Source organism: Streptomyces pristinaespiralis (assembly GCF_001278075.1).
GTDB classification, from domain to species: Bacteria; Actinomycetota; Actinomycetes; order Streptomycetales; family Streptomycetaceae; genus Streptomyces; species Streptomyces pristinaespiralis.
In genome coordinates this window covers 3,015,294-3,032,936 of sequence record NZ_CP011340.1, presented here as the reverse complement: position 1 = coordinate 3,032,936, position 17,643 = coordinate 3,015,294, and the positions used below count along the sequence as shown (strand labels likewise).

Here is a 17,643-nt window from a genome sequence, read left to right as displayed (position 1 = left end):
GCCGCAGGCTCCCGGCGAGGGCGCCGGGCTTCTGCCGCACCCGCTGCCCCTGCCAGGACCGGGGGAGACCGGTCGCGCTCCCGCCGCCGAACGCGCGGCTCGCGTAGCCGGAGGCGGCTGCCGCCGTTGCCGCTGACCATCCGGTTCCTGCCGGCTCCCGACGAGGGCCGTGGAGGCCGGCCGGGCTTCACGCCGCCCGCCCCGGGGGAGGGCGGCCGGGCTTCTGCCGCTCCCGGGGCTCCGAGGACCGGGGGAGACCGGTCGCGCTCCGCCTCCAAACGCGCGGCTCGCGTAGCCGAAGGCGACTGCCGCCGCTGCCGCTGACCATCCGGCTCCTGCCGGCTCCCGGCGAGGGCCGCGCAGGACCGGCCGGGCTTCACGCCGCCCGCCCCCGGGGAGGGCGGCGCAGGGCCGGTCGGCTCCCCGACGAAGACCGCGCCTATCCGGCCGGCTCCCCGGCCAGGGCCGCGCAGGACCGGCCCGGCGCCCCGTCACACCCTCCCCGAGCCGCGGGCGCCCGTTCAGACCGCCGGCAGTGCGTACAGCCGCTTCTCGTGCATCACGGCCAGCCGCTTGCCCGCGCCGCCCGCCACGTACCACTGCTGGATGGCGCCGGCCCCGTCGTTGTACGTCCAGCGCAGCTTCCCGGTCGCCGCGTCGAAGGCGTGCACGCCGCCGTCCTTGTCGTGCTCGGTCGCGCCGTACAGCGTGCCGTCCACCTTGGCGAACTGCCACGCCTCCGCCGCCGTCTCGAGCAGGTCCTCGTTGTGCCAGACGGTCTTTCCCGTACCGGGGTCCACGGCCCACATGCCGCGCACGCTGTCGGAGGCGTAGAGCACTCCGTCCAGGACCTGCGGATCGTTGAACGCGCTGAACTCCTCGGTCGCCAGCGACCATCGCTCCGTGCCCGCCGACAGTGCGAACGCCCGCAGCCGCTGCCCGTCCGCCACGATCATCAGGTCCTCGTGCACGGCGAAGCGGCGGTGGTTGGACCTGCCGATCTTCTTCGTCCAGAGCTGCCGGCCCGTCGTCGTGTCGCGGACGGTCACGTTCTCCCGGTAGTCGGTGTACGCGAGGCGCTCGCCGACGACCGCGGCGATGATGCCGTACTCGTCGGTCCCCTTGTCGCGCTGCTCACGCCAGGCGATCCTGCCGGAGGCGGTGTCGATCGCGGCGATCACGTTGGTGGGGGTCGAGAAGTCCTCCTCGAGGACGCCGGCGAGGACGTAGACGTGCCGGTCGTCGGCGGCGATCGGGCGCGGCTGCTCGTACTCCTTGCCCAGGCGGCTGCGCCAGGTCTCCTTGCCCGTGGCCGGATCGAGGCCCACCACGTCGCCGTCGTACTCGGCGCTGGCGAGGTACAGCGTCCCGCCGCCGTTGATGAGCTTCGCGCCGGGGACGGTGACGCCCGGCCGGGACCACTTCTCCTTGCCGCTGACGATGTCACGCCCCACGAGCGGGTCGCCGGACACCACGACCGTGTCCCCGAACACCGCGAGGGAGTGGATCCCGGCGAGGTCGTCGTTGACGGTGGCCTGCTGCCACAACGGCTTCGGCGCGGTTCCGGGCGGCGGGGTGGTGAAGGTGTCACCGCCCTTGTCCCCGGCCGGAGTTGCCGTACCGCCGCCGCCCGGGCCGCCGACCTCCTCCTCGGGCGAGCAGCCCCATGACCCCGCCCCCAGCACCGCCAGCCCGAGTCCCGTACCGGCCAGCCTGAGCGCCTGCCTGCGTGACATCGCGTTCCCGTGACGCCTGCCCATGTCGCTTCCCCGTCCCCGTCGCGTTGCGCCCGGATGTTTCCGACGCCCCTGTCGGGCGTCTCGAGCGCGGTCAGGCTAGCCGTCGATTTCCGGCCGGTGGCCGGGCAGTACGCAACCGGGACGCGGCCGTGAAACTCCTGTCACACGGGATCAACGGATCAACGGATCAGCGGCATCCGGCGCCGGAGGAGGCGCGCGGGCGAACGCCTCCATGGGGGCGCGAGGGTGCCCGTGGCCGGCCCGGTGACCGCCTCGTCCGCTCCGAGGGTCAGTCGCGGGGCCACGGCCGGCCGTCGAGCCGCTCGATGTCGCGGTTGAACCGGCTGAGGTGGCCGGCGAAGTCGGCGATCTCGTCGGCCGTCCACTCGGCCATGACCTTCCGCAGGCCACTGATGTTCCTGGCACGGTCGGCGTCCAGCCGCCGCCGCCCTTCGGCGGTGATGGCGAACTTGCGGGCGATGCCGCCCTCGGGGTCGGGCATGCGCTCGACCACGCCGGCGCGCAGCATGGCGGCGGTCTGCCGGTTGAGGGTCGACGCGTCGAGACCGAAGGCGGCGCTGAGCTGGCCGATGCTCATCGGGCCCTCGGCCTCGATGCGGCTGAGCAGGATGTACGCGCTGCGGTCGAGCCGCTCGCCCTCCCGCCGGTCGCGGGGCGCCAGCAGGTGCACGTACCGCCCGAGCAGCATGGTCTCGAACTCGATCAGGTCAACGGGCTTGTCCATGCGAGGTTCCTTCGGCTCCCGGCTCGCCCCCGGTCCCGTGGAGGCCGCCATGCAGCAGGTATACCACGCATCATGTGTATGATGCATCTCGTGTGCATGATGCACATCGTGTGTGTCATGCATTCCCGTGCCCGGTCAGAACGATCCGGGACGACCGACAGGGAGAACCCGTGGACCGTTCCCAGGCCGACACCCGCGTGAGCGGCGTCGTCGGCATCCTCGCCCTGGCGGGCATCGTGGCCGCGATCACGCAGACCCTCGTGGTCCCGCTGATCGGCGAACTGCCGACCATCCTCGGCACCAGCGCCTCGAACGCCTCCTGGGTGATCACGGCCACGCTGCTCGCGGCGGCGGTCGCCACCCCCGTCGCCGGCCGGCTCGGCGACATGTACGGCAAGCGACGCATGCTTCTGGTCTCCACGGTCCCCCTGATCGCGGGCTCCGTGATCTGCGCGCTCTCGTCCTCCGTGGTCCCGATGATCGTCGGACGCGGACTGCAGGGCATGGGCATGGGAGTGGTCCCCCTCGGGATCAGCCTCCTGCGCGACGTGGTGCCGCCGGCCCGGCTCGGCTCCGCCATCGCCGTCATGAGCGCGTCCATGGGCGTGGGAGGCGCCCTGGGCCTGCCGTTCTCCGCCGCGATCGCCGAGAACGTCAGCTGGCGGGTGCTCTTCTGGGTCGTCGCCGCGCTGAGCCTGCTGATCGCCGGCCTCATCCGGTTCCTCGTACCGGCGGACCGTACGAACGCCGCCCCCGGCGGCTTCGACCTGCTCGGCGCGATCGGCCTCGGCAGCGCACTGGTCTGCCTGCTCCTCGCCGTCTCCAAGGGTGCCGACTGGGGCTGGTCGAGCGGCACCACGCTCGGGCTGTTCGCCGCGACGGTCGTGATCCTGCTCGTCTGGGGCCGCTGGGAGCTGCGCAGCAGCGAGCCCCTGGTCGACCTGCGCGTGACCGTCCGACCGCAGATCCTGATGACGAACGCGGCCTCCATCCTCGTCGGATTCGCCATGTACGCCCAGTCGCTGGTGGTGCCTCAGCTGCTGCAGCTGCCCGAGGCCACCGGCTACGGCCTGGGCCAGTCGATGCTGGCGATGGGTCTGTGGATGGCGCCGGCGGGCCTGATGATGATGATCGTGTCGCCGCTCGGCGCGAAGCTGTCGGCCGCGTACGGCCCGAAGACCACCCTCGCGGTGGGCAGCCTGATCATCGCCCTCGGCTACGGCGTCTCCCTGCCGCTCCTCGGCTCCACCTGGGGCCTGCTGGTCGTGACCATCGTCGGCAGCACGGGCATCGGCTTCGCGTACGGCGCGATGCCGGCCCTCATCATGGGCGCGGTGCCCCAGTCGGAGACCGCCTCCGCGAACAGCTTCAACACCCTTATGCGCTCGATCGGCAGCTCGGTGTCGGCAGCGGTGATCGGCGTGGTCCTGGCCCAGATGACCACGGACTTCGGCGGCTTCGCCCTGCCGTCGGAGGACGGCTTCCGCGCCGCGATGCTGATCGGCTGCGGCGTGGGTGTGGCCGCGGCGGTGGTCGCGTTCCTGATCCCGACGGGACGGGCGGCGGCCGGCCCGCAGGGGGCCGCGGCCCCGGCGACCGGGACGCCTTCGGAGGCGGCGGCCCGGGCCTGAACTTCCCCCCCGGCCGGCCGCCGGACCGGTCGAGAGCCCTGCCGGGCACTGCTGCCCGGCAGGGCTCACGTGTCCCGGGGCCTTATTCGGCGGCAGTCGGCTCCCCACGGCGAGGCGACCCGGCGCCCTCTCGACGGTCGACCGGGCGGCGGCGACCAGCGGCGTCCAGCGGCGTCCGGGACAACGAACCGCCACCGGCCCGGCGGCGTCGCCGAAATTCAGGGGACCGCGCACCACTTCCTCCGGTACGTTCGCTGCTGTTCGAAGGGGGAGAAGTGGCGAAGCTCAATCAGATCATCGCCGTGGAAAAGGGTGTCAAGAGCAAGTCGTTCCAGGACATCACCACGGCTCACCAGCGGGTGCAGAAGGTCGCACTGCTGGCCGGAATCTCGCGTACCTACCAGCCCAAGGACGAGGAGGGCGAGCAACTGCCGCCCGAGTCCACCAGGGTCCAGGTCAAGGCCGAGGACGTGCTCCGCGAGATGTCGGCGTCGCTGACCCGGCTGTTCGACGTGACCGCCACCAAGGACCGGGCCAACTGCTCGGCCCGCGCGGACGTCGTCGTCGACGGGCGGACGATCGTCCCGGACGCTCCGGTCAGTTACCTGCTCTTCCTGGAGAAGCAGCTCGTCGACCTGCACACCTTCGTGAAGAAGCTTCCCGTGCTGGACGCTGCCGAGTCCTGGTCGCTCGACCCGTCGACGGACTGGTGGAAGACGGACCCCGTACGCACGATCCGGACGAAGAAGGTTCCGCGGAACCACGTCAAGGCCGAGGCGACGGACAAGCACCCGGCACAGGTCGAGGTGTACTACGAGGACGTGCCGATCGGGTACTGGACCACGGTCAAGTTCTCCGGAGCCCTCCCCGCGCGGCGGGTGAACGAGCTCCTGGAACGTGTCGAGAAGCTCCAGAACGCGGTCAAGTTCGCCCGCGAGGAGGCCAACAGCGCCGAAGTCACCGACCAGCGGGTCGGCGACGCGGTGTTCGGCTACCTCTTCGGCTGACGCACACCGGCCGGCGCCTCCGAGGCGTCGGCCCCACGATCGCCCCCGCGTGAGAGCGCGGGGGTGCGCAACAGGCGCGGGCCGGAAATGAGGACCGGCTCGCGCGATGGGCGCAAGCTGAAACTGAGGTTCAGCCTGACGACACGGTGACAGTGAAGGTTCGAGTCCTTCCCCCGGCACTACGCGCCGGGGTGGCCCAACTTGGCAGAGGCAGCCGTGATCAAACTCAGACTCTCGCTCCAGCTTCAGCATCGCCACCGATCGCCAGATCGACCGGGTACGGACGAACGCCGGCGGATGCGGGTTCGAATCCAGCCTGCACCTCTCACACGGTGCGGTAGTTCAAAGGAAGAACACGTCGGCCTTATGACTGATCCGTACTCTTAAACGCCACTGGCGTGCGCAATTGGGTGGCATCCCCAGGGGCCCGGGAGCTGGATACGACTCCCGGGTCCCGCCACGTCCGGGTCCCGGCCGTGTACAGAGCCGTCGCCCGTCCACGTCCGGGTCCCGGCCGTGTACGGAGCCGTCGCCCGGTCTCTCCCCGGCCGGGAGCGGGACGGACAGGCCACCTACCCCACGGATGCCGAGTACGGCACTGTGTCGGACGACTGTCCGATCTGCCTCGTGGGGGAACCGTTGCTGTGGGACCAACTGCCCGCCCTGGCTGGTGTTGTCGTGGGAGCCGCCGGCTCGTACCTGGCGACCAGCCTCACCGAGCGCAGCCGCTGGCGACGAGCGAAAGCAGAACGCTGGGACCAGAAGCGCCTGGACACCTACGCGTCCTATGCCAACGCCTTGAAGCACCAGATCAACATCGCGCAGCGCATGAGCGCCGCGAGGGGCTTCCACCATGCCGTCGACCCTCTGCCCCCGGAGGAGGGCCTGGCCCAGCTCGTGGAGGCCGAGGCCCGGCGCGCGGCCGAGTGGGAGTCCGTGCTGCTCGTCGGTGACGCCGAAACCATAGGAGCGGCCCGCACCTGGCACGAGGCGGTGTGGAACGTCGAGCTGTACGCCCGCGGCCGGAAGGAGGACCAGGCCGGCTGGGAGAAGTCCGTCGCCCGCATGAGCGAGGCCCGCGACGCCTTCTACGCCCTGGCACGCCGAGACCTGGGCATCACGGGCCCGCCTCCTCCGTCCGGCAGCTGGCCTCGTCCCTGGCAGCACGAGGACGCCCCGGGGTGACGGTGCCGAGCACTTCCATCAAGGTGGCGACCCGGCATTCCGCGTCGGAGGCTGCCGCCGGACCGGCGTCTACGACCAGGGGCCGGCCCCGTCGTAGGCTGAGTCCCGCGCGTGACGGTAAGGAGGCTGAAGTGGCCGAGACGACGCTCACCGGGACGACGGTGGCCGAGGTGATGGCCGAGCTGGCCGAGCTCGAGGACCCGAAGATCCGCCGGGTGAACGAGAAGCACGGCGACGATCACGGCGTGAACCTCAGCAAGCTGCGCGCGCTCGCGAAGCGGCTGAAGACGCAGCAGGAACTCGCGTGCCGGCTCTGGGAGACGGGTGACACGGCGGCGAGACTGCTGGCGATCCTGATCTGCCGCCCGAAGGCGTTCGGGCGTGACCAACTGGACGCCATGCTGCGTGAGGCGCGCTCACCCAAGGTGCACGACTGGCTCGTGAACTACGTGGTGAAGAAGAGCCCGCACGCCGAAGACCTGCGCCAGACCTGGTCCGCGGACCAGGATCCGGTGGTCGCGAGCGCCGGCTGGGCGCTGACCACCGAGCGCGTGGCGAAGAAGCCGGAGGGCCTCGACCTCGCGGGGCTGCTCGACGTCATCGAGGCGCAGATGAAGGACGCCCCGGATCGCCTGCAGTGGGCGATGAACCACTGCCTGGCCCAGATCGGCATCGAGCACGCCGAGCACCGCGCCCGCGCACTCGACATCGGCGAGCGCCTGCAGGTGCTGAAGGACTACCCGACGTCGCCGGGCTGCACGTCTCCGTTCGCACCCACCTGGATCACGGAGATGGTGCGGCGACAGGGGGACAGGTAGGCGGGTCCGCGTTTCCCCCCTCGACGGCCGGCGACCGTTCCCCCTCCCCGGAGGAGGGCCGGAGCGCGGACTGAGGCGCCGGGCCGCGAAACGCAGCCCGGCGCGCGCCCCCAGTCCCTCGGGCAGTCCGTCGTCGAACTGCCCGGGCACCCGGCAGGAGCGGCCGGTGCCGTAAGCAGCGGGCAGGTGGGTACGAGCGACGCCGACCGACGCGTCCCGTCCGGCGGCACTCCCCGTCGTCACTCCCGTTCGGCGGCCTGCTTGTGGCGTCGGTAGTAGCGGGCCACCCGCATGCGGTTGCCGCAGCGGTCGGCCGAGCACCAACGGCGGCGGGGGTGCGCGGGGAGGAAGAGCATCACGCAGTCGTCGGCCTCGCAGCGCTTGAGCCTGCCGATGGCGGGGTCGGTGAGCAGATCGGCGGCGGCCTCGGCCAGGCGGGCGGCGAGGCGGACGCCGAGCGGGCCCGAGCGGCGGACGGTGGCGGTGACGACCCCGCCGTCCCAGCCCAGTTCGCGTACGGCGGGCGCGGCGCGCTGCGCATCCGTGAGAGCGCACAGGTCGACCTCCGCGGGCTTCGTGCCGCGCAGCAGGGCGTGGAGGACCGCCTCCACGTGGGCGCGGACGGTGTGGACGGGCCCGAGATCGCTCTCCGCCGGCGCCGGGTCGCCCGCCTCTTCGTGCAGACGGTCGCCCTCCAGGTCCAGCCAGGCGGCGAGCCGCTGCGGAGTGTCGAGCAGGTCCGAGCGGCCGTCGCCGTCCGCCGGACGGGTGTTGACGAGGTCGATGGCGAGGGGCTCACCGGTCAGCGGCTCACTGTCACGCATGGCCCTAATGGTACCTCAAGCGATTGACACATTAGATGGACGGGCGTTAGATCTAATGCATCACCCCGCCTAGGAGGCATGTGAAATGACGGTGTCCGCGGACCATCCGCGTATCTCGGTTCCCGCCCGCACGGCCCACCGGTACGTCGAGGTCGACGGTGTGGAGGTCTTCTACCGGGAGTCTCTGCCCGAGCGTTCCGAAGCCCCGGTGCTGCTGCTCCTGCACGGCTTCCCGTCCGCCTCGCACCAGTTCCGGCGTCTCATCGACAGCCTGGGCCGGCATTACCGGCTGATCGCTCCCGACTACCCCGGCTTCGGGCACACCCGCGCGCCGGAGGACTTCACGTACTCGTTCGACCGACTGACGGACGTCGTCGAGGGCTTCACCGAACGGCTGGGACTCACCCGGTACGCGATGTACCTGTTCGACTTCGGCGCACCGGTCGGCTTCCGCCTGGCGCTCCGCCACCCGGAGCGTGTGGCCGGACTGGTCGTACAGAACGGCAACGCGTATCTGGAGGGCCTGTCGGACGCGGCCCGGGCGTTCACGGCGCTCACTCCCGAGACGCCGGGCGCCGAGTCCACGATCCTCGACCTGTTCACCCTGGCCGCCACGCGCGCCCAGTACGAGGGCGGCACCGCCGATTCGGCACTCGTCGCACCGGAGGGCTGGCTGCTGGACCAGCACTTCCTGGACCGACCCGGCCGCAAGCGGGCCCAACTCGCCCTCGCCTACGACTACAAGAGCAATCTTGCGGCCTATCCCGCCTGGCAGGCGTGGCTGCGTGAGCACCGCCCGCCGACACTGATCACCTGGGGAACCGGCGACCCCTTCTTCCCCGAGCCGGGCGCCCGCGCCTACCTGAACGACGTCCCCGAAGCGGAGCTGCACCTCTTCCGGACAGGCCACTTCGCCCTGGAGGACCACCTACCGGAAATAGCCCCGCTCGTAGCCCGCTTCCTCGACCGCGTCCGGGCCTGACCCGCCCACGTCCGGATCCCGCCGGGACGGCACCTCGGCACCGTCGGCCCGCACCGGCAGCGAGACGGGCTTCTGGAAGGGGAGTCTTCGAGCACCTCGCACAGAGCGCCCCTGGGTGGCAGTGCTCCCTTCCGGAGTCAACACGCCGTCTGGCGAGGGAAATTGGTCAAGGCGTGGACCGCCGTGGTCTGTATCGTGATCGGGTCTACCGATCTTCACGAACCGGCAGGAGAACGCCGAGTGTCCGACCCCGACGGTCAGCGCGGACCGACTCCACCGATACCCCCTGATCCCCCGACCTCACCCTTTACTCCTGCTCCCCCCACTCCGCCCGTCCCCCCTCATCCCCCGACTCCGCAAGGCGGAGGCCATCGTGTGCCGATCATCGCTGCGGTGATCACGGCAGCGGCGACGATTGCCGCTGCAGTCATCGCCGCCGGCGCGGTGTCCAGCGGGGATTCACACTCAGCTGCTCCGTCGTCGGCCGGCTCGGCACAGATATCCGCGACGGCCTCCACGTCGCCGGCAGGGTCTGAACCGTCCGCGGCCCCGTCCGGTCCCCCGCTCCACACCCTGCCGAGCGGGGTGGCGACCCGGTCCACGGTGCCGGACACCAAGCCGCGTGTGATCGCCTCTCCCGACGCGGCTGCCGAAGGGGCGGTCGTGACGCTCGAGGCCGGCGGCTTCGCCCCCGGGGAGCAGGTCCGCATCAGCTTCCGAGACACCAGCGGACACTCGGAGATCGACGTACGCGATGTCACTGCGGGTTCCGACGGGCGCTTCGCCGTACAGGTGAGGGTGCCCGTAGACGGGGGCAAAGGGCACGAGAGCCCTAAGTTCCGCGTGTGGAGCCTGGACAAGGTGGACATTGACAACCAGGCCGACACCCCGTTCACCTACATCAAGTAGCCCTCAGCGACAGCCCCTCGCCGACAGCTCACCGGACTCGAGACCTTGGAACGCCGGTCACGAAAGACGTGCTGGGACCGACCCCGGCCAAACCTTGCCCTCGGATGAAGCGAGGCTGCAGCACGAGTACCGGTGGTGGCCCACCTCGAGTTACTACCGGGGATGGCAGGAAACCGGACGCTGACGCTCCCGCCGGCCTAGGTCGCCCCGTCCCTCGCCCGGCGTCCGATACGACATCAGGGCACTCCGGGCTCTCCACTTGGCTGAGCGCCGGAGGCAACGCCCCAGAGGTGGCCGAGCGCGCCGGCAACAGCGTGGAAGTTCTGCCCATCCGGTACGTCGTGCCTCGACGGATGGCGTTATGCCCAGGGGTGCTGCCGACTGCCGCCACTGTCCGCGTTCGCTGCCTTGTCGCCTCGATGTGTGTCGACGGGTTGCCTACCGCTGGAGGGGCTGCGGGACGGCTCCCGCTCACTCGTTCAGACGCGCCTCTCATGCGCGTAACGCGCCTGATGTCAAGGATTGACCACAATGCGTTGCGTCCAACTACAGGAGTAGAGGCTCATGCCCACGTTTGTCGCGCTGCTGAACTGGACCGACCAGGGGGTCCGCAGCTACAAGGACACCCCGCAACGCGCCGAGGCTTTCACCGCAGCGGCACAGAAGCTCGGGGTGAAGGTCCTGAACCTCTACTGGACTGTCGGTCCCTACGACATCGTGGCCGTCGTAGAGGCGCCCGACGACGAGACGGCCACCGCGGTGTTCCTACAGGTCGGCGCGCTGGGCAACGTCCGTAGCACGACGCTGCGGGCCTTCGGCCGGGAGGAGATGGGCCGCATCATCGCCAAAGCCAGTGGCTGAGGGCCTTCCGCATCAAGGATCTGTTGGCGTCAGCGACGCCCTCAGGCGGTACAGACGGAACCCCCTGGATCTGCCCGGGGCCGAATAATCCGCAGGCGCCGACATACGCCCGCTCCGAGCGGCATACGGCTGCATATACGCGAAGACCCTGGCGTCAGCGTTTCCGCTGGTGACGGGGTCTTCTGGCAGGGGAGAGGTGCAGGAGTGTCGCCCGCTCAAGATCAGTGGCGGGGGACGTCGGCGGCGGTACAGAGTTCACAGCGGAGGGCGTGGCAGACGTCCTGCGCGAGGCGTGCGAGGCTGCCAGCTTGGACGCGACCGGGGCCGAACTGCTGCGGTTGGGTTCCGACGCGGTGTACCGGCTGGCGTCCTTACCGATCATCGTCCGCATCGCCCGTGACCCGGTGTCCTGCCGGAGATGGAACGGGCCGTGGCAGTGGCGCGCTGGTTGAAAACGGTCGACTTCCCAGCCACCCGAGTACCGGCCGATATCGCTCGGCCCATCGTCGTCCGCGGCCTGGTCGTCACCTTCTGGGAGAGCGTCCAGGAGCGCGAGGGATACGCGACGGTCGGCGAGCTGGCCGACCTGCTCCGCCGGCTGCACTGGTTGGAGGAGCCCAAGTCACTGGGCCTCCCGTACTTCGAGCCCATGGCCAAGCTTTCCGCCTCGCCGAATGGCCTGCATGCCGTTTCCGAAGAAGATCGCTCGCCGTCACGGCGGTGACTCAGCGGCGGGTGGTCCTGCACGGTGATGCCCACGCAGGACGAGTTGGTACGACGGGACGAGTTGGTACGACGGGACGGGATCTCTTCCGTGACGGGCGGGTCAGGGCGCCCGCCAGAGAGTCAGTTCGGTGACGTAGTCGCGTCCCTCGACACCCGCGGCGTCCTTCTGGACGACGACGTCCTTGATGGTGAGCATCGCGAGGTTGTCCTCGTCGGTGACGGTGCACAGCACCGTGCCCGGGGTCAGGTGTTCGCCCTGTGCGTCGTCGCCGAGCTCGGAGGGCACCGCGTCGGCCGCCGCGCCCTCGGCGCACTGCTCGGGGGTGGTGCCCGAGCTCTTCCCCATGGTCGTCAGGAAGCGCAGGATATAGGTTTCGCCGAACTCCTCGTACTGCAGCTCGTTTCCCTTCCCTTCGCTGAGGGCCTTCGTGTCGATCTTCGGTTCGTCCAGGTCGACGTTGGTGTAGGAGATGCGGTTGGAGGTGAACTGGGCGCGCAAGGTGAGCGGCTTGTCCTTGAAGATCTCCGTATAGCCGTTCGGCGTCGCGTTCCCGGTGGGCGACGCGCCGGTGCTCGGCGGCGAGGCGGGGCGTCCGCCGCTGCCCCGGGCGCTGTCCGTGTCGTCGTCCCGGGTGAGGACCCAGGCGGCCGTCGCCGCCACCACCAGTGCGAGCACGGCCGCGCCGGCCGCCAGCGGGGTGCGGCTGCGGGCCGCTGACGGCGCTGCCGACGGACCGGTGGAGGGTGGTGCTCCATGCGGAAGCGGGGTAGGGGATCCGGTCGGAGGCGCCGGCTGCGCCCGGCCGTGGTGCGGCTGCCCACCGGGCCGGGAGGCATGGGTGGGTGTGTATCCGCCGGACGCCACGCCGGCCGGCGGTGCGGTGTGGGCTGCCGCCGTGGCGCCGAGGTGCACAGCCCCGGCTTCCGCCACGGAGGGCGGGGGCACGGTCTCGGCACCCGCCACGTCCCCGGAGTGCGGTCCGGACCCGGCTTCGCCCTGCTGCCGGGCGAGTTGCTCCCGTCGGGCGATGTCCGCCGCGACGGGCGCGGGCAGCCAGCCGGTGAAGTCACGCAGCGGCCGCCCGCTGAGCTCCTGGCACAGTTCCGCCAGCTCGGAGGGCGTGGGTCGGGCGGCCGCGTCGGCGGCCAGCGTGCGTTCCAGGACGGTACGCAGCGGTTCGGGATACGCCGTCAGGTCCGGCGGCCGGAACTCGCTATTGGCGATCTTGGTGGCCAGGGTGATGGCTCCGGCGTCGCCATAGGGGTGGCGGCCGGTCGCGGCGACGGCGGCGATCAGGCCGAGCGAGAAGACGTCGGTCGCCGGCGTGAGCTCCTGGCCGCCGGCGTGTTCGGGCGACATGAACTGAGGGGTGCCGATGAGCCCGCCGCTGCGAGTGAGCTGGGTGGCGTCGGCGGCCCGGGCGATGCCGAAGTCGATGATCCAGGGGCCTTCGGATCCGACGAGAATGTTGCTCGGTTTCATGTCACGGTGGATCACTCCGGCCTTGTGCACGGCGTGCAGCGCCTCCGCCGCGCAGCCGGTCAGCTGCAGCACCGTGGTCAGCGGGAGCGTCCCGTGCTCGCTGAGGAGCTGGTCCAGGGCGAGGCCGGGGACGTAGGCGGTGGCCAGCCACGGCTGGGGGCCGGTGGTGTCGTGATCGACGACGGGGACGACGTAGTAGCCCTGCACCCTGCGGGCGGAGGTCGCCTCCTGTTCGAAGCGACGGCGGAACTCCTCGTCCTGGGCGTACTCGCGGCGGATCACCTTCAGGGCGACCGGCTGGTTGCCGCGCGTACGGGAGAGGTAGACGCGTCCCATGCCGCCCTCGCCGATCCTGGCGAGCAGGCGGTAACCGGCCACCTCCTGCGGGTCTTCGGGGTCCAGCGGCCTCAACTGGCCTGTCCCGCCAGATCTGTTCAAGATTTCTGCCCCTCCCCGTCAGTGGGTTGATCGTACCGACGAGCCCGCACCCCCGTTGGGCATCCGAGGAGATGGGAAAGCGGCGGAGCTCGGGCAGTTCCGCGGAATCGCGAGAATCCGTCCTGATGGCGGATGCCGCCGGACGGCCTTAGAGTGACACCCCCTGCCGTGGGACAGCGAGGTGTCCGTGGAACATCATCTGGCCGCTTCGGCGGAGCGGGCCGACTACCTGGTGGAGCTCTCCAACGTCGTACGCGACACCTCCATCGGCCCACGCGGCCCGCGGTCCTTACGCCGTCTGGGTCTGGTCCTGAGGGCCCTGATGGAGCTCACCAGGGATCCCGACGTCTCCGTCTACCTGGTCGCCGACACCAGCCTGCTGGGCGGGCGCCGCGAGTTCGGCGATCAGACCGAGGTCCGGCGACTGCGGGGTTGGGTGGCCGACGGGCTGGTCGAGGAGGTCGACGACGCCGATGAGCGCGTCCTCGAACTGGCCCGCATGACCTCGTTGCCGGTCGTCACCGGCGACCAGTACATCGACCACCGCGTCGAACACCCGTGGATCCAGGGCAACACCTGGCAGTTCCTCAAACCGGAAGCCCGCCGCGACGGATCCGTCGCCCTGGTGGCGATGGACATGGGCGTGCGCTCGGCGGCGGAGATCTCGCGCAGGCTGGAACTGTCCGCACTGAAGAAGCAGGGCCTCCTCGGCCCCTCCCGGACCCCGCTGGCCGAGGTGATCATGCGGACCTGGCGCTGCCCGGAACACCGCTGCACCCTCTACGACATCCGCAAGGGCGAACGGATCCTCCTGCCCCGCATGCGGCGCGGTGTGCCCACCTGCGAGCTCCACGGCACACCTCTGGTGGACGAGGGACCGCGCCTGGGCACCACCCAGCTCAAGGCCGTCGTCGACGGCACCTGCGTGGCCCGGTACACCCTCGGCGAGGGCTCCGAGGCGCACATCGGCCGGCTGCCGGGGCAGGCGGGCATCGCCCTGCACAGTCTGCTGTCCCCGCAGATCGCCCAGCAGGTGAGCCGCAGGCATGTGGCCGTCTCCGCCCGGAGCGGCGCGGTCCTGATCCGTGACGTCAGCACCTACGGCACCCGAATGCGCCGTGCCGGCAGACACGGTGCGTTCGGCCCCTGGGAGAAGCTCCCCCCGCAGACCGACCGCCCCTTCCGCCCCGGCGACGAGGTCGAACTCGCATCCGGCGTCGTACTCACGCGCAGTGGCCGACGCTTCCCCGCCGAACTGGCCGACGCCTGGCGGGCGGAAGCCGCCAGGGCCCCCGTGCCGCCCACCGCCGCGGCACCCACCCGCCGGGCCTGACCCCCGTGGCGTCGACCGGACGGCGAACCCGTCGGGTGATTCCTCCGCCGCATCGGTACGCCCGGAGACCGCCCCTCCGGACCTCTGCAGGGCCGACCGGGCAGTTCGGCAGTGCCCAGGGGAGTCTGCGCGCGGTCCCACTCGCTCTCTCAGCTTGGGAAGCTTGGGTCTCTTGGAGGTGGCTGTCGCGATGACCTGCGGCGGAGTGGTGTTGGAGCTCTGGTCGGACCCGTGGCAAGTACCCGCTGTTCCCCGTGGTTCCCCGCAGGATCTGGCACGCGTATGGCACGACCCGTTCACCCTTGGGAACCCTGGACGGACGCTCGGTCTTCGAGATCTGGACCTCAGCCGACGACAGTCAGCCACGACGGTGGGTACGTCGGCCGATCAGGCGCGTGTGTCTCGCTGTACCCCACCCGCCTAAGCCACGCTGTCCGAAGTTTTCGTCGGCCAGAGCGACCCACGACGGTCGACCCGCGACGATCCCGCCGCCCTCTGATCCGTAGCTCTACAGATCGGTCAGTGAGGGTCATACCGGTTGGGCGGCGTGCGGTGCGTCGACAGGCCGGTGCCCCGGCCTGTCGACGCAGTGGACTTGCGGAGGCCGGGGCACCGGTGGGTGGGATGCGGTGGTGGTGGGTGTCCCAATGAGGAACCGACCGCGTCCCGGACAAATGGGACAGGGAGAGCGGCAGCGCCTGATCACATCCTCGACCGACTGGTGCTTCACGCTGCGCCCGGCCGTCGGTCCGACCGGCGTCCGGTCAGAACTCCAGCACCTCGCGGTCGAGCGGATACCGCGCACGGTGTCGGCCGTCGTGCGGCGAGGGTGTGATCGGCAGGACACCGGTCGGCTGCAGGCCCAGGTTGTCGTCCCAGATCCGGGGTTCGACGTGTCCGACGACGTTGAAGTGCCGGAAGGTGAACGGCGGACTGTCGGTCGGGAAGGACTCGGCTGTGGTCATCACCTGGAAGTGCAGGTGCGGCGTGGCGGAGTTGCCGCTGTTGCCGATCAGCCCGAGGACCTGGCCGGGTTCGACCCGGTCGCCCTCCCGGACCCTGAGCGAGCCGGGTGTCAGGTGGGCGTAGAGCAGATAGCGGCCCGGCGCGACTTCCACGGTGACGTGGTTGCCGACGGTGTCCTCGATCGGCGGGGTGGGCGGTGTGACGGGCGGCGTTTGGTCCGGGAGTCCGTCCCGGACCTCCACCACTCTGCCGCCGGCCGAGGCCACGACCGGCTGACGGTAGCTCAGGTAGCTGGTGAGCCGTGCGGGGTCGCCCTCCCAGGTCTGCCCCTGCTCGCCGACCCGGTACCAGTCGATCGCGAAGCGCTGCGGCACATAGAAGCGGCCGTTGATCGGGGCGAGGCCGCGCCGGTGGTGGGTGTTGCCGCAGCACGACTCGCTGGAGTACCAGGTGCCGGGACGGACCGGCGGGCTCAGGTTCAACGGCGGAGTGCGGGCGATCCGGGTGGCCTGCACCGTCTCCTCGAAGGCGGCGGAGGGGCCGGAGGGGTTCAGGACGGCACCCGAGAGCTGGTGTTCGAGGGCCTTGGGCACCCGCTGACCACGGTCGAGGATCAGGTCGAGCCAGATGATCCACTGCTGGGAGCCCTGGATGACGGTCGGCGTCGGTCCCGGAGGCGCCGGGGTGTACCCGTCTGCACCCGGCAGCGGGTCACCCACCGGATTGGCGGCATCGGCCAGCGCCTGCCCGCTCAGCGAGCCGACGACCTGGTGCGTGCGGGCGTCGCGGACGTCGACACGGTCGAGCCGCAACGGCGCGCTGCTGGGCAGGGAACTCGTGGTGAGCAGTTCGTACGAGATGTGCGTCTGACCGTCCGTGGCGACGAACGGCGTCGGTTTGGTCAGCACCGCCGCCGTCAACGGCGTGAACTCTGCGCCGGGCGCCGGAGTGGCCGCGCCGGTTCCGTGTCCTTGTCCCGCTGAGGTCATCAGCATGCCGGCCGCGAGCACGGCAGCGGCGAGCCCGCGAAGTAGCGGGCGGCGGCCAGTGCGGTTGCGAGGGTCGCGCTCTGCCATTGCGCTCTTTCGTTCGTCGGATCCGGGGCCGTGAAGGACGCCGGCACGCCCCGCGCCGAGACGCAGGCCCATGTAATCCGACGGCACACCGCTCCGGGCGGAGGGCGCCGGAGTCAGGTGCCGAACTGCACCCGTCCAGCCGCACCGACCACCGAGTTCTCGCCCAACGGCAGCTTCGTGACGCTGCACGTACGGACAACGAGGGCTGAGAACCGTCGAAGGGCCCCACCGCGAACGGTGGGGCCCTTCGACATCTTGCCCGTGAGGCACTGGCGGAGGCTACGAGATTCGAACTCGTGAAGGGTTGCCCCCAACACGCTTTCCAACTGTGTTGGTGGGGTCGTGGGGTGTGTACGGGGGCGTTCACCTGCGTTCATGGACGGCCGGTCGTCTGGACGGCTACCGCATCCGGTCCTGTCTGAACGGTCGTGAACGGCGCTGAATGAGACGGAAACCGAGACGGACGACTGCGCCGAGCTCGCTAGCATCTTCGCTGTTGAAGGGGGAGTCATGGCGCTGGTCCGCAGGGGATCACGACTGATCGTCGTCGACGGCACAGCCTACCGTTGGAGGCTTCGAGGCAGGCCGACCTACTTCCAGGGCTTGGCGTGGTCGCCGTGCACGTTCGCGGTCGAGCGTGCGGACACCCCGGGAACGACGCTCGTGGTCACCACCGGCCAGCCGCATCCGAGCAACTGGATGGGGCGCGAGGCTGAGCCTGTACGGCCGTCCAGTGTTGCCGCGGCTGTTCGGCTTGCCCTGGGTGAGGGGTGGACTCCGACGACTCCAGGTTCCGCGTTCCACCTCGACCGGTCCGCCGGCTTCACGCCTTCGCACTGAACAGCTCGGGGAACCGTCGGGGCTTTGGTGAGCGTACCGTCGGCCTGAACCTACGGGGAGGCGAACGACGTTGTACGCAC

General features: G+C 70.5%; 15 protein-coding genes. 10 read left to right on the top strand and 5 right to left on the bottom strand.

Annotated elements, in window-relative coordinates:
- Nucleotides 1-521: 521 nt before the first annotated feature.
- Together SPRI_RS12535 and SPRI_RS12530 are read right to left on the bottom strand one after the other, a co-directional pair.
- Nucleotides 522-1,760 (bottom strand): outer membrane protein assembly factor BamB family protein, encoded by a 1,239-nt coding sequence (locus SPRI_RS12535; protein WP_005311935.1) that lies wholly within the window; start codon nucleotides 1,758-1,760, stop codon nucleotides 522-524.
- Between the two features lie 268 nt (nucleotides 1,761-2,028).
- Nucleotides 2,029-2,484: a MarR family winged helix-turn-helix transcriptional regulator gene (locus tag SPRI_RS12530; protein WP_037773747.1), complete on the bottom strand. Its 456-nt coding sequence runs from the start codon at nucleotides 2,482-2,484 to the stop codon at nucleotides 2,029-2,031.
- Between the two features lie 170 nt (nucleotides 2,485-2,654).
- Between SPRI_RS12530 and SPRI_RS12525 the strand changes: the two genes are divergently transcribed.
- The 4 genes from SPRI_RS12525 (at nucleotide 2,655) to SPRI_RS12510 (ending at nucleotide 7,125) form a co-directional block, all read left to right on the top strand.
- Complete coding sequence (locus tag SPRI_RS12525) at nucleotides 2,655-4,115, top strand: MFS transporter (protein WP_005311931.1); 1,461 nt, start codon at nucleotides 2,655-2,657, stop codon at nucleotides 4,113-4,115.
- 275 nt (nucleotides 4,116-4,390) lie between these two features.
- Nucleotides 4,391-5,122, top strand: a complete 732-nt coding sequence (locus SPRI_RS12520; RefSeq protein ID WP_005311929.1) for a DUF7873 family protein — start codon at nucleotides 4,391-4,393, stop codon at nucleotides 5,120-5,122.
- Between the two features lie 627 nt (nucleotides 5,123-5,749).
- A complete protein-coding gene (locus tag SPRI_RS12515) occupies nucleotides 5,750-6,307 on the top strand; it encodes a hypothetical protein (RefSeq protein ID WP_234020371.1) in 558 nt (185 codons plus the stop codon).
- Nucleotides 6,308-6,480: 173 nt separating this feature from the next.
- Nucleotides 6,481-7,125, top strand: a complete 645-nt coding sequence (locus tag SPRI_RS12510) for a DNA alkylation repair protein (protein ID WP_199782750.1) — start codon at nucleotides 6,481-6,483, stop codon at nucleotides 7,123-7,125.
- Nucleotides 7,126-7,364: 239 nt separating this feature from the next.
- Here SPRI_RS12510 and SPRI_RS12505 read toward each other — a convergent pair whose 3' ends face one another.
- Nucleotides 7,365-7,949 carry a CGNR zinc finger domain-containing protein gene (locus tag SPRI_RS12505; RefSeq protein ID WP_005311924.1) on the bottom strand — a complete coding sequence of 195 codons (585 nt, stop codon included), beginning with the start codon at nucleotides 7,947-7,949 and terminating at the stop codon, nucleotides 7,365-7,367.
- A gap of 85 nt (nucleotides 7,950-8,034) precedes the next feature.
- Here SPRI_RS12505 and SPRI_RS12500 point away from each other — a divergent pair, with 85 nt between their 5' ends.
- The 4 genes from SPRI_RS12500 (at nucleotide 8,035) to SPRI_RS39865 (ending at nucleotide 11,425) form a co-directional block, all read left to right on the top strand.
- A complete protein-coding gene (locus SPRI_RS12500) occupies nucleotides 8,035-8,931 on the top strand; it encodes an alpha/beta fold hydrolase (RefSeq protein WP_005311922.1) in 897 nt (298 codons plus the stop codon).
- A gap of 585 nt (nucleotides 8,932-9,516) precedes the next feature.
- Complete coding sequence (locus SPRI_RS37980; RefSeq protein WP_005311916.1) at nucleotides 9,517-9,840, top strand: hypothetical protein; 324 nt, start codon at nucleotides 9,517-9,519, stop codon at nucleotides 9,838-9,840.
- A 564-nt stretch (nucleotides 9,841-10,404) separates the two neighbouring features.
- On the top strand, nucleotides 10,405-10,701 hold the full coding sequence (locus SPRI_RS12490; protein WP_005311914.1) for a GYD domain-containing protein: 297 nt from the start codon (nucleotides 10,405-10,407) through the stop codon (nucleotides 10,699-10,701).
- A gap of 430 nt (nucleotides 10,702-11,131) precedes the next feature.
- The gene (locus tag SPRI_RS39865; RefSeq protein WP_310650512.1) at nucleotides 11,132-11,425 is read left to right on the top strand and encodes a hypothetical protein; all 294 of its coding nucleotides are present in this window, start codon (nucleotides 11,132-11,134) and stop codon (nucleotides 11,423-11,425) included.
- Between the two features lie 102 nt (nucleotides 11,426-11,527).
- Here the strand turns inward: SPRI_RS39865 and SPRI_RS12480 are convergent, their stop codons facing one another.
- Nucleotides 11,528-13,246 carry a serine/threonine-protein kinase gene (locus tag SPRI_RS12480; protein WP_053557733.1) on the bottom strand — a complete coding sequence of 573 codons (1,719 nt, stop codon included), beginning with the start codon at nucleotides 13,244-13,246 and terminating at the stop codon, nucleotides 11,528-11,530.
- Between the two features lie 289 nt (nucleotides 13,247-13,535).
- Here SPRI_RS12480 and SPRI_RS12475 point away from each other — a divergent pair, with 289 nt between their 5' ends.
- Nucleotides 13,536-14,681 (top strand): FHA domain-containing protein, encoded by a 1,146-nt coding sequence (locus SPRI_RS12475; RefSeq protein ID WP_037776295.1) that lies wholly within the window; start codon nucleotides 13,536-13,538, stop codon nucleotides 14,679-14,681.
- A 764-nt stretch (nucleotides 14,682-15,445) separates the two neighbouring features.
- On the opposite strand, the gene SPRI_RS12470 is transcribed toward SPRI_RS12475, so the two are convergent.
- Entirely contained in the window at nucleotides 15,446-16,723 is a 1,278-nt protein-coding gene (locus tag SPRI_RS12470; protein WP_063805341.1) for a M23 family metallopeptidase, read from the bottom strand.
- A gap of 510 nt (nucleotides 16,724-17,233) precedes the next feature.
- Here SPRI_RS12470 and SPRI_RS39290 point away from each other — a divergent pair.
- Nucleotides 17,234-17,563: a hypothetical protein gene (locus SPRI_RS39290; protein WP_005311902.1), complete on the top strand. Its 330-nt coding sequence runs from the start codon at nucleotides 17,234-17,236 to the stop codon at nucleotides 17,561-17,563.
- The last annotated feature ends 80 nt before the right edge of the window (nucleotides 17,564-17,643 follow it).

Bases quoted from the DNA above. Each gene is read 5' to 3' on its own strand.
- SPRI_RS12490 (WP_005311914.1), top strand. From the start codon at position 10,405: ATGCCCACGTTTGTCGCGCTGCTGAACTGGACCGACCAGGGGGTCCGC.
- SPRI_RS12530 (WP_037773747.1), bottom strand. From the start codon at position 2,484: ATGGACAAGCCCGTTGACCTGATCGAGTTCGAGACCATGCTGCTCGGG.
- SPRI_RS12535 (WP_005311935.1), bottom strand. From the start codon at position 1,760: ATGGGCAGGCGTCACGGGAACGCGATGTCACGCAGGCAGGCGCTCAGG.
- SPRI_RS12470 (WP_063805341.1), bottom strand. From the start codon at position 16,723: ATGGCAGAGCGCGACCCTCGCAACCGCACTGGCCGCCGCCCGCTACTT.
- SPRI_RS39290 (WP_005311902.1), top strand. From the start codon at position 17,234: ATGGCGCTGGTCCGCAGGGGATCACGACTGATCGTCGTCGACGGCACA.
- SPRI_RS12510 (WP_199782750.1), top strand. From the start codon at position 6,481: ATGGCCGAGCTGGCCGAGCTCGAGGACCCGAAGATCCGCCGGGTGAAC.
- SPRI_RS12505 (WP_005311924.1), bottom strand. From the start codon at position 7,949: ATGCGTGACAGTGAGCCGCTGACCGGTGAGCCCCTCGCCATCGACCTC.
- SPRI_RS12500 (WP_005311922.1), top strand. From the start codon at position 8,035: ATGACGGTGTCCGCGGACCATCCGCGTATCTCGGTTCCCGCCCGCACG.
- SPRI_RS12480 (WP_053557733.1), bottom strand. From the start codon at position 13,246: ATGGGACGCGTCTACCTCTCCCGTACGCGCGGCAACCAGCCGGTCGCC.